Consider the following 7,900-nt stretch of genomic DNA (forward strand, 5'->3'; position numbering starts at 1 on the left):
ATAAAACCGTGCCAATCGTGGACGCGATTTCGCCCAATGGCGCATTTAATGATGTTACCGCCGCGCTTGCGTCTGTGGGCTTGGGGACTGTACCGACTTGGTTGCGCCCTTATTCTGTATTGAGTAATGGCGAGCAATTTCGCGCAAATTTGGCGCGTTTGATTTGTGAAGCCCCTGAATTTGCTGTTTTGGACGAGTTCAGTTCGGTGGTGGACAGACAAATCGCACAAATCGGTGCAGGGGCATTTGCCAAAGCATGGCGGCGCACTCATGGCAAAGTGGTTTTGTTGTCGTGCCACCACGATATTTTGGATTGGGTTCAACCCGATTGGGTGTTAGACACCGATACGGGGCAATTTCAATGGGGGTGGGAAAGGCAAAGACCGCGCATTGAATTGGAAATTTACCAGTGCAAACAAGCCGACTGGCGATTGTTTGAACCGCATCATTATTTGAAATTGCCCCACATGATTGCGGCAACGCATTATATGGGCTTGGTAAACGGTCAGCCTGTGGCACATATTGCCTTTTCCACGCGACAAGGTTTGGTGGAAGCGCGAGCGTGTCGTTTGGTCGTTTTACCCGAATGGCAAGGGGCTGGCGTGGGCATGAAGTTTTTGAATGCGTGTTGTGAAATGTGGTGGCAGGGGCAAAATCGCTACAACAAACCCATGCGGACTTTGTTTCACACATCGCACCCAGCGTTAGCCAATGCGTTACGGCGTGATAAAAAGTGGACGCAGGTTTCGGCGGTTTTGCATGGCGAAAATAAAGCCCAAAGTTGCAAACATATGGGCATTACAACTGGCTATGGCGGACATTTCCGAGCGGTACAAGGTTTCCGATATTTGGGAGAAAACTCATGCGAATAGTCATCATCGGGCAAAAATGGTTGGCTGAACAGCTTTTGCAACAATGTTTGAATGATGGGCATGATGTGCTTGCCGTGATTGCGCCCAATCAAAATGACCGCTTGTTTCAGGCAGCCTGTAACGCTGGCGTATTGGCGTTTGACGTGTTGCCACCAGCAGCAATGTTGCCCCAAAGCGATGTGATTTTGGCGGCTCATGCCCATGTGTTTATCAGCCAAGTACACCGCGAAACGGCAAAATTAGGCGCAATCGGCTACCACCCGTCATTATTGCCGAGACATCGTGGACGTGATGCGGTACGTTGGGCAATCCACATGAATGAGAAAATCACAGGCGGAACGCTCTATCAAATGGACGATGGCGCGGATACTGGGGCAATTTTGTTGCAAGATTGGTGTCATATCCGACCTGATGATACGGCTCAAACCTTGTGGCAACGTGAACTTGCGCCGTTGGGTTTGCGTTTGTTCCAGCAATATTTGCGTGATTGGCAAAGCATTCAACCCAAAGTGCAAGATGAAACGTTGGCAACATTTGAACCTGCATTTACTTTGAAAAAGTTGTCGGGTTAAGTGTGGTTAATCAAAAAAACAGCAAAAGCGATGTTGTCGTCGTTTTTGCTGTTTTTTGTTTTTGTAATGGTGTTGCAAGATGTGAAAGAAAATTCAGGGGAATTTATATTGGGGAATATGCGGAAATTTCGTGCGTGGCATCAAGTAGCCTGTTACTTTATAATCGTTTCAAATATGAATCGTACAGAGCAAAAACACCTGCCATATACGCATAATTGGCAACAACCATAAAATGTCTGCTGCGCCATAAAATCAAAGCTGCCTGAAAACCCTTGATGTTTTCAGGCAGCTTTGATTTTTGTTACACTATTTTTTGGGTGAACGCTGATTGTGATTTTTCTTAAATCCACTCTCTTTCTTCATACCCTCTTTGCGAAAACTGCCTTCACGTTTGCCGCCAAACGATTTTTTCTCGCCATACGGTTTGCGGTCGCCCGAACCATTGCGGCTAGACCAACGGTCGCCTTCGCGTTTGCCACCGAAACCGCCTTTGCCACGCGGTTTGCGGTCGGCATTTTTGTTGCGTTTGCGCGTGGGTTCCAAGCCTTCAATCACGGTTTCAGGCAGCTTGCGTTCAATGTAACGCTCAATTTTATGCACCGCCATGTATTCGTTCACTTCGGCAAAGGAAATCGCCAAGCCCGTGCGTCCCGCGCGTCCTGTGCGCCCAATGCGATGCACATAATCTTCCGCTTGCTTGGGCAAATCGTAATTGATGACGTGGGTGATTGTGGGAATGTCAATGCCACGCGCCGCCACATCGGTTGCCACCAAAATTTTGCAACGCCCTTTACGCAAATCCATCAGCGTGCGATTGCGCCAACCTTGCGGCATATCGCCATGCAAGCAATTTGCGGCAAAGCCTTTTTCGTACAATTCATCTGCCAGCACTTCGGTCATGGCTTTGGTGGACGTGAAAATCACGCATTGGTCAATGTTCGCATCGCGCAAAATGTGGTCAAGCAAGCGATTTTTGTGATTTTTGTCATCGCAATACAAAAGTTGCTCTTCAATTTTGCCTTGTTTGTCTTCGCGTTCAATGTCAATGATTTCAGGATTTTGCGTTAATTTACGCGCCAATTTGCCCACTGCACCGTCCCAAGTGGCGGAAAACAGCAAAGTTTGGCGGTCGGCAGGTGTGGCGGCAACAATGGTTTCAATATCATCAATGAAACCCATGTCCAACATGCGGTCGGCTTCGTCCAACACCAGCACTTCCAAGCGGTCAAAATCAATGCGACCACTGCGCATGTGGTCCATCAAGCGACCAGGGGTTGCCACAATTACGTCAATGGGGCGACTCAAAGCCTTGATTTGCTGACCAAAAGATGAACCACCCACCAAAGTGACGGTGCGTACCCATTTCATGTTTTGCGCGTAAATTTGTGCGTTTTTTTCCACTTGGGCGGCGAGTTCGCGTGTGGGGGTCAGCACCAAAACGCGAGGACCTTTGCCTGATTTTTCGCTGCGTTTGGTGATTTTTTGTAAACTGGGCAACAAGAATGCGGCGGTTTTGCCTGAACCTGTTTGGGCGGAAGCCATGATGTCTTTGTCTTGCAAAGCGGCGGGAATGGCTTGCATTTGAATGGGGGTGGGGCTGTCGTAGCCTGCTGATTTTAATGCGGAAAGAATGTTTTTATCTAAATTTAAATCGGCGAATTGAATCGTCATGTTTTTGCCTAATGGGGAAACAACAACATTCTGCCTGATGGGGTTTCAGGCAGCCGCAGAAGCATGGGAACTTGGGAAATTTGTGGGCGAAAATGCGTTCAGGCAGCCTGAATGTTTCGCGCAAAATTGAGCAGTAAAGTTGTCGCAGCGAATACGCTGTAAATTACATCGCGGACAACCTGCAAAAAGAAAATGCCCTACACATTTGGGCAACGAGTTTTGGTTGAAAACGATGGCTTCAAATAAAATGTGGATTATAAATCATTTTTACATTTCGTCAAGGTTATGGTCGTTAAAAATAAGCATAATATGGCGTTGCCAGCTCTCTTATGTATGTATCACAGTGGGCGTTGTCGCCTTGTTTGTGTTAGTTTGAAACGACCATAAATAACAACAATCATGCTGCCTGAAATGGTTCAGACAACATGATTTGATGTAAGCAGCCGTTATGCTTGTTGTGCTTTTTCAACTTCAACTGTGGTCTCTTGTGCTTGGTCTGCTGCATCATCAGTTTGTGCTGCGTTTTTTTGCATCACAGAATGTTGCTGTGCATATTGTTGTTCTTCTGCTGTGATTTCGCCTTGAAAACGCCCTTGTAAATTAAAACGTTTGCCACCACGTGCCAATGCTTTGATGTAACGCGGACGGCGACAATGATTGCCCAACACACGCAAAATCATTTGTGGGTCAAATTGTGGCAAGGCTGCAATCAATTCGTTTTCAATGCCTGTTGCCAATGGTTTAAAACGGCTGAATACATCGTATTTTTTGTAGATGTGTTCGGCTATCATGTCAGTTTGTTTGCGTTTGCTCATGGTTTGCACAGCGTGTTTGAGTGCTGCTGCCATAGCGGTTTCTTGGGTCATGGTATTGATTCCCTATATCAGAAGTCATAATTGGGCTTTCAGGCTGCCTGAAAGCGGATTAATCATTAAATGCCTGTTCAATTTAAGTTAAGGCTAAATGTAAGGCTTTTTTCAAAAGTGACATATCATTTATTGCACTGATTTGTGCTTGCCCCAATTTTTTCAATGTAACGAAACGCAATGTACCATTTTGGACTTTCTTATCGCGACTCATGTTCGCCAACCATTTTTCCCATGCAAATTTGGGTGGTACATCAGGCAATGCAGCTTGACGTAATAGGACTTGGACGCGTTCGGTATCCTGTCTGCCAATCAAACCCATCTGTTCAGATAGATGACAAGCCAAGACCATTCCTGCCGCTACAGCCTCACCATGCAACCACACACCGTAGCCCAATTCGGTTTCAATAGCATGACCAAATGTGTGTCCTAAATTCAATAAAGCACGCACGTTTTGTTCGGTTTCATCTCGTGCCACAATATCGGCTTTCATACGACAACAATGGCGAATAGCATACGTTAAGGCATCAGCATCACGTTGCATGAGCTTCGCCATATTGTGTTCCAGCCAAAGTAAGAAGTCCACATCGCCCAATAAAGCGTATTTGATAACCTCTGCTAAACCTGCCGATAATTCACGTTCAGGCAGCGTATGCAGCACATCAATATCCGCAATAACCGCTTGTGGCTGATAAAACGCCCCAATCATATTTTTACCCAAAGGATGATTAATGGCAGTTTTGCCACCCACGCTGGAATCCACTTGTGCCAGCAAAGTTGTGGGAATTTGGATAAATGGCATACCACGCTGATACGTTGCAGCAGCAAAACCTGCCATGTCGCCAATGACCCCACCACCCAAAGCAATCAAAGTGGTTTTTCGGTCGGCGCGTTGTTGCAACAACGTGGTGTAAATTTGATTTAAAGATTCATGGTTTTTATGTTGTTCGCCATCAGGCAACACCATACAGCTGTATTCAATACCGTTTTTATCCAATAATTGTTTCAGGCTGCCTGCATAAATATCAGCAACCGTTTGATTACTCACAATAACGGCTTTTTGATGCAAATGTGGCTTAAAACATTCAAATTGCGACAATAATCTACTACCAATATAAATCGGATAAGCATGAGACGCTGCTGCTACCGTTAAAGTTTGCATCACTTTGTTTGCTCCCAATAAGCATGAACTGCATTAAGCAATTTATGTAAAGTAGTTTGACTGCCTGCCTTACCCACCTCCAAAACAATGTGCGCAGTTTCGCGATAAATGCTATCGCGCACTTCATATAGCTGCCTGAAACGCATCAAAGGGTCTCCAACCTGCAAAAGTGGGCGATTATTATCATAACGCGTACGTTCAAAAAGAATTTCAGGCAGCACATGCAAATACACAACCACACCTCCTTGACGCAATGCCACCCTATTCTCTTCACGCAAAACTGCACCGCCGCCCGTTGCCAAAACAATATGTTGCATCGCACACAATTCTTTGACTACTTCGCTTTCACGATGGCGAAAACCTTGCTCTCCCTCCATTTCAAAAATGGTGGGAATACTTACGCCCGTACGCTCACAAATCACATGGTCACTGTCATAAAAAGGACGGTTAAAATGCGTTGATAATTGACGACCAAGCGTGGTTTTTCCTGCGCCCATCAATCCAACCAAAATTAAATTATTTGCCATATTTTCCATGTGGGCATTTTAACTTAAATTTGCATTTTGTACAGATTTTTCCGTTTTCAGGCTGCCTGAAAGAAAAATCAAAACACCCATACCCATAACTGCTACAATAAACACGTTTATTCAGCAAAAGGCAAAATCACAATGACCATCATCGTAACTGGCGCGGCAGGTTTTATCGGCAGCAATATCGTTAAAGCATTGAATATGCGTGGTATTACCAACATCATTGCGGTGGACAACTTAAGTAATGGCGACAAATTCCACAATCTTGCCGACTGCGACATCGCACATTATTTGGACAAACACGAGTTCATTCGTCAAATCCGCGAACACCAATTTCCGTATGATGACATTCGCGCAGTATTCCACGAAGGTGCATGTTCCGACACCATGAATCATGACGGTAAGTATATGATGGAAAACAACTATCAGTACACATTAGATTTATTGGATTGGTGTCAAGATGAGCGGATTGCGTTTTTGTATGCATCTAGCGCAGCGGTGTATGGCAAAAGCGATATTTTCCGCGAAGAACGTGAATTAGAACAACCGCTTAATGTGTATGGCTATTCCAAATTTTTGTTTGACCAAGTGGTGCGCGAACGCCTGAAATCGGGTTTAACCGCGCAAGTTGTGGGGTTTCGCTATTTTAATGTGTACGGTATGCGCGAACAGCACAAAGCGCGTATGGCTTCGGTAGCATTTCATCATTTTAATCAATATCGTACGCAAGGTTTTGTGAATTTATTTGGTGCATACGAACAATTTGGCAATGGCGAACACAGCCGCGATTTTGTCAGCGTGGAAGACATTGTGAAAGTGAATTTGTTTTTCTTGGATAATCCTGAAAAATCAGGTATTTTCAATTTAGGCACAGGACGCAGCCAACCGTTTAACGATTTGGCAGCAGCAACCGTGAACGCCTGTCGCATGGCAGAAGGCAAATCGCCCATGAGTTTGGCTGAATTGGTGGACAAAGAGCTGATTCGCTACATTGATTTTCCCGACAGCCTGAAAGGCAAATACCAAAGTTTCACGCAAGCCGACATCACAAAATTGCGTGAAGCAGGCTACACTGATGAATTTCTTACGGTAGAACAAGGTGTTAAGCGTTACATTGCATGGCTTTTAAACACCAATCTTTAACAAAACATACCCCACACACCAAACAGGCTGCCTGAAACTTTCAGGCAGCCTGTTTGATTACGGGTATTTTACACGTTAAACAAGAAGTGAATCACATCGCCATCTTGCACCACATATTCCTTGCCTTCGGCACGCATTTTGCCTGCTTCTTTGGCTTTGGTTTCGCCACCAAGCGCAATAAAATCATCATAAGCAATCACTTGGGCGCGAATGAAACCGCGTTCAAAATCGGTGTGAATCACACCAGCCGCTTGTGGGGCGGTGTCGCCTTTTTTGATTGTCCACGCGCGAACTTCTTTCACGCCTGCCGTGAAATAGGTTTGCAAGCCCAATAAATCGTAACCTGCTCTAATTAAACGGTTTAAGCCCGCCTCTGCCATGCCCATTTCGGCTAAAAATTCGGCTTTTTCTTCATCGTCCAATTCGGCAATTTCGCTTTCCAGCGCGGCGCAAATGGCAACAATGGGGGCGTTTTCGCGGTTTGCCAATTCGGTTAATTTGTCCAAATGGGGGTTGTTTTCAAAGCCGTCTTCTGCCACATTCGCAACGTACATCGCTGGTTTTGCGGTCAATAAAAACAAAGGTTTGAGCAATGCCAATTCTTCCTTGTCCAAACCGAATGAGCGGATTGGCTTGCCTTCGTTCAAATGCGGCAGCAGTTTTTCCAAAATGGCGACCAGTTTTTGTGCGTCTTTGTCGCCTGCTTTGGCGCGTTTGCCTTCGCGCAAAATGGCTTTTTCCACGCTCGCCAAATCCGCCAGAGCCAATTCGGTGCCAATGGTTTCAATGTCGGCAATCGGGTCAACTTTGCCTGCAACGTGAATGATGTTGTCGTCATCAAAACAACGCACTACGTTCACAATCGCGTCTGTTTCGCGAATGTTTGCCAAAAATTGGTTGCCCAAACCTTCGCCACGGCTCGCGCCCGCCACCAAGCCTGCAATGTCCACAAATTCCACAATCGCAGGCTGCATTTTTTGTGGATTGACGATTTTTGCCAATTCTGCCATGCGTGGGTCGGGGACTTCCACAATGCCTACATTGGGTTCAATGGTGCAAAATGGGTAGTTTGCCGCCTCAATGC

General features: G+C 45.8%; 9 protein-coding genes. 4 read left to right on the forward strand and 5 right to left on the reverse strand.

Annotation, left to right across the window (positions count from 1 at the left end; genetic code table 11):
- Positions 1-872 (forward strand): ABC transporter ATP-binding protein (locus Q4B82_RS08825; protein ID WP_303066089.1); only part of this gene is annotated, 872 nt, incomplete at its 5' end.
- Entirely contained in the window at positions 863-1,444 is a 582-nt protein-coding gene (locus tag Q4B82_RS08830; RefSeq protein WP_303066090.1) for a formyltransferase family protein, read from the forward strand. The genes Q4B82_RS08825 and Q4B82_RS08830, both read left to right, overlap by 10 nt.
- Positions 1,445-1,750: 306 nt before the next feature.
- Here Q4B82_RS08830 and Q4B82_RS08835 read toward each other — a convergent pair whose 3' ends face one another.
- Positions 1,751-3,115, reverse strand: a complete 1,365-nt coding sequence (locus tag Q4B82_RS08835; protein ID WP_303066091.1) for a DEAD/DEAH box helicase — start codon at positions 3,113-3,115, stop codon at positions 1,751-1,753.
- Between Q4B82_RS08835 and Q4B82_RS08840 the strand changes: the two genes are divergently transcribed.
- Positions 3,114-3,245: a hypothetical protein gene (locus tag Q4B82_RS08840; RefSeq protein ID WP_303066092.1), complete on the forward strand. Its 132-nt coding sequence runs from the start codon at positions 3,114-3,116 to the stop codon at positions 3,243-3,245. The two genes, Q4B82_RS08835 and Q4B82_RS08840, sit on opposite strands and share 2 nt — an antisense overlap.
- A 316-nt stretch (positions 3,246-3,561) precedes the next feature.
- Here the strand turns inward: Q4B82_RS08840 and Q4B82_RS08845 are convergent, their stop codons facing one another.
- The 3 genes from Q4B82_RS08845 to Q4B82_RS08855 all read right to left on the reverse strand — a co-directional run bounded on the left by Q4B82_RS08845 (position 3,562) and on the right by Q4B82_RS08855 (position 5,679).
- On the reverse strand, positions 3,562-3,981 hold the full coding sequence (locus Q4B82_RS08845; protein WP_303066093.1) for a ProQ/FINO family protein: 420 nt from the start codon (positions 3,979-3,981) through the stop codon (positions 3,562-3,564).
- Positions 3,982-4,063: 82 nt separating this feature from the next.
- Positions 4,064-5,143, reverse strand: a complete 1,080-nt coding sequence (gene aroB, locus Q4B82_RS08850) for a 3-dehydroquinate synthase (RefSeq protein WP_303066097.1) — start codon at positions 5,141-5,143, stop codon at positions 4,064-4,066.
- A complete protein-coding gene (locus tag Q4B82_RS08855) occupies positions 5,143-5,679 on the reverse strand; it encodes a shikimate kinase (protein ID WP_303066094.1) in 537 nt (178 codons plus the stop codon). Before Q4B82_RS08855 ends, aroB begins: the two co-directional genes overlap by 1 nt.
- Positions 5,680-5,811: 132 nt before the next feature.
- Between Q4B82_RS08855 and rfaD the strand changes: the two genes are divergently transcribed.
- Complete coding sequence (rfaD, locus tag Q4B82_RS08860; protein WP_303066095.1) at positions 5,812-6,816, forward strand: ADP-glyceromanno-heptose 6-epimerase; 1,005 nt, start codon at positions 5,812-5,814, stop codon at positions 6,814-6,816.
- 68 nt (positions 6,817-6,884) lie between these two features.
- On the opposite strand, the gene ychF is transcribed toward rfaD, so the two are convergent.
- Positions 6,885-7,900 (reverse strand): redox-regulated ATPase YchF (gene ychF / locus Q4B82_RS08865; RefSeq protein WP_303066096.1); only part of this gene is annotated, 1,016 nt, incomplete at its 5' end.

The organism is Alysiella sp., from assembly GCF_030525755.1.
Classification (GTDB): Bacteria; Pseudomonadota; Gammaproteobacteria; order Burkholderiales; family Neisseriaceae; genus Simonsiella.

Coding starts and splice junctions, on each gene's coding strand:
- Q4B82_RS08840 (WP_303066092.1), top strand. CDS start 3,114: ATGTTTTTGCCTAATGGGGAAACAACAACATTCTGCCTGATGGGGTTT.
- Q4B82_RS08830 (WP_303066090.1), top strand. CDS start 863: ATGCGAATAGTCATCATCGGGCAAAAATGGTTGGCTGAACAGCTTTTG.
- aroB (WP_303066097.1), bottom strand. CDS start 5,143: ATGCAAACTTTAACGGTAGCAGCAGCGTCTCATGCTTATCCGATTTAT.
- Q4B82_RS08845 (WP_303066093.1), bottom strand. CDS start 3,981: ATGACCCAAGAAACCGCTATGGCAGCAGCACTCAAACACGCTGTGCAA.
- Q4B82_RS08855 (WP_303066094.1), bottom strand. CDS start 5,679: ATGGAAAATATGGCAAATAATTTAATTTTGGTTGGATTGATGGGCGCA.
- Q4B82_RS08835 (WP_303066091.1), bottom strand. CDS start 3,115: ATGACGATTCAATTCGCCGATTTAAATTTAGATAAAAACATTCTTTCC.
- rfaD (WP_303066095.1), top strand. CDS start 5,812: ATGACCATCATCGTAACTGGCGCGGCAGGTTTTATCGGCAGCAATATC.